The sequence below is a fragment of the Streptosporangium minutum genome (assembly GCF_002149035.1).
In the GTDB taxonomy this organism is placed as follows: Bacteria; Actinomycetota; Actinomycetes; order Streptosporangiales; family Streptosporangiaceae; genus Streptosporangium; species Streptosporangium minutum.
In genome coordinates this window covers 1-2,236 of sequence record NZ_NGFP01000477.1, presented here as the reverse complement: position 1 = coordinate 2,236, position 2,236 = coordinate 1, and the positions used below count along the sequence as shown (strand labels likewise).

The 2,236-nt window shown below is 70.1% G+C and carries 2 protein-coding genes and 1 pseudogene; 1 reads left to right on the top strand and 2 read right to left on the bottom strand.

The features are described 5' to 3' along the window. The coding region (locus CA984_RS43785; protein WP_165781651.1) for a L,D-transpeptidase family protein at positions 1–636 on the bottom strand (636 nt) is incomplete at its 3' end. Between the two features lie 116 nt (positions 637–752). Here CA984_RS43785 and CA984_RS43780 point away from each other — a divergent pair. Beyond that, the gene (locus CA984_RS43780; RefSeq protein ID WP_086579135.1) at positions 753–1,739 is read left to right on the top strand and encodes a GlxA family transcriptional regulator; all 987 of its coding nucleotides are present in this window, start codon (positions 753–755) and stop codon (positions 1,737–1,739) included. Positions 1,740–1,974: 235 nt separating this feature from the next. Here the strand turns inward: CA984_RS43780 and CA984_RS43775 are convergent. Beyond that, a pseudogene (locus tag CA984_RS43775) lies at positions 1,975–2,236 on the bottom strand (IS110 family transposase); the annotation flags it as partial.

Sequence of the window (2,236 nt, the reverse complement as noted above, 5' to 3'; positions counted from 1 at the left end):
CGCCCCCGCCCGGCCGCCGGGGGCGTGCTTGAGCCCGCCTGTGAAACCACTGGTGAGACCGCTCCTGATGGCACCGGTGAAGCCGGCGGCGGGATCCCTCATGAAGGAGAGCGTCTCGTACATCGTCGCCAGCGGATCCTCCACCCGGTGCCGCTCACGCTGGACGATGCGGAAGTCACCCGCCGGGGTGAGCGTGCTGGAGCTGTTGCCGTACTGGCAGAAATACGTCCCGCTGCCGGTGGAGACGTGGGAGATGAGCGTCGGGCGGTTGTGGCGGTAGACGGTGAGAAGCTGACGGCGCAGGTCGATCTCGACCCGCCGCGGTCCTCCCGCCGGGACGAGCGGCGGCGCCCAGTGCGGATGGGCGAGCGCCCGCCAGGTCTCCGGTCCGACCTCGTCCTTGGCCATCAGCCCCTGCGACTTCTGAAAGGCCCAGACCGCGACCTGGGTCTCCGCGCCGTAGTAGCCGTTCACCAGTCCTGGGGAGAAGTTCAGTTCCTGCAGCCGTCGTTGCAACCGCTCCACGATCTTCGCGTAGTCACCGGGATGCAGGGTCCGTCCCTTGGCCGACGCCGGAGCCGGGAGCCCCAGCAGGCCCACGGCCACAACCACCGTTCCCGCCAGATATTTGATCACATGGCGATGAATACCCCGGCACCCCAGGAAAGCCATGGCGGACATCGTAAAGAATCAATCCCGACATTAACCCCTGGTGAAAGTGGCCTGAATCCATTGTGTGGAAGGATTCAGCCATGCACAGGATCGTCGTACTGGCCCTGGACGGTGTCATCCCCTTCGAGCTGGGCATCCCGGCGCGGGTCTTCGGAGTGGCAAGGGGCCCGGGCCACGAACCGCTCTACGAGGTGATCACCTGCACCGTCGACGGCCGCCCCGTCCGCACCGACGCCGACTTCTCGATCGCGGTGGAGCACGGAGCCGAGGCGCTGGCCACCGCGGACACCGTGGTGATCCCGGCCACCCACGCGCTCGGCCGGATCTCCACGGAGGGGCGGCTCCCCGAGCCGCTGGCACGGGCGATCGCCCGCATCCGGCCGGGCACCCGCCTGGTCTCGATCTGCACCGCCGCCTACGTCCTCGCGGCGGCCGGGCTGCTCGACGGCCGCCCGGCGACCACCCACTGGAGCAGCGCCGAGCACTTCCAGAAGCGGTTCCCCCAGGTCAACGTCAACCCCAACGTGCTGTTCGTGGACGACGGGGACGTGCTGACCTCGGCCGGCGTGGCCGCCGGGGTCGACCTGTGCCTGCACATCGTCCGCCGGGACCACGGCAGCGAGGCCGCCAACCGCGTGGCCCGGCGGTGTGTCGTCCCGCCGTGGCGCGACGGCGGCCAGGCCCAGTTCATCGAGCGTCCGATCCCCGAGCGGTCCACCGCCACCACCTCGGCGACCAGGGCCTGGGCGCTGGAGCGCCTGCACCTGCCGCTCCCCCTCACCGAACTGGCCGACCACGCCCGGATGAGCCGGCGCACCTTCACCCGGCGCTTCCGCGACGAGATGGGGGTCAGTCCGGGCCAGTGGCTCATCCTGCAGCGGCTGGAGCTGGCCCGCCGCCTGCTGGAGGCCAGCGACCTGCCGGTGGACGGCGTCGCCGAGCGGGCCGGTTTCGGCACCGCCGCCTCCCTCCGGCAGCACATGCAGGCGGCCATCGGCGTCTCACCGATGGCCTACCGCCGCACATTCCGGTCGGCGGAGCCCGATCTGCCCCTGGTCGAGGCCTGAGCTCTCGCCCCTGGTGGAGCCCTGAGCTCCCCTCCCTGGCGGAGCCCTGAGCTCCCCTCCCTGGTGGAGCCCTGAGCTCTCGTCCCTGGTCGAGGCCTGAGCCTCCGCCTCCGGTGGTCTGAGCCCCCGGCGCCCGAGCCTCTGCCTCCGGCCCTGGGCCCGAGCCGTACCCGGTCCGCGCGTGTCGGCGAGCCAGATGGGCCGTGAGGGGTCAGACATCCCTGGACGTTAGATGTCAAGCGGCGAGGTCGTGGTTGCGATGTGACCATGCGGTTGCCTGGTCGTAGGTGGTGTGGGTTTTGAGGCAGCCGTGGAGGATGCCCACCAGGCGGTTGCCGACTTGGCGGAGGGCGGCGTTATGGCTGATGTCGCGGGCTTTGAGCTGGTCGTAGTAGGCGCGGACTTCAGGATCGTGGAGGAGGGCGCAGGAGGCTTGGAGGTGGAGAGCGTCGACGAGCCGGTCGTTGTGGACGAACCGTGCCTGGACGATCTTGGTC

Coding starts and splice junctions, on each gene's coding strand:
- CA984_RS43780 (WP_086579135.1), top strand. CDS start 753: ATGCACAGGATCGTCGTACTGGCCCTGGACGGTGTCATCCCCTTCGAG.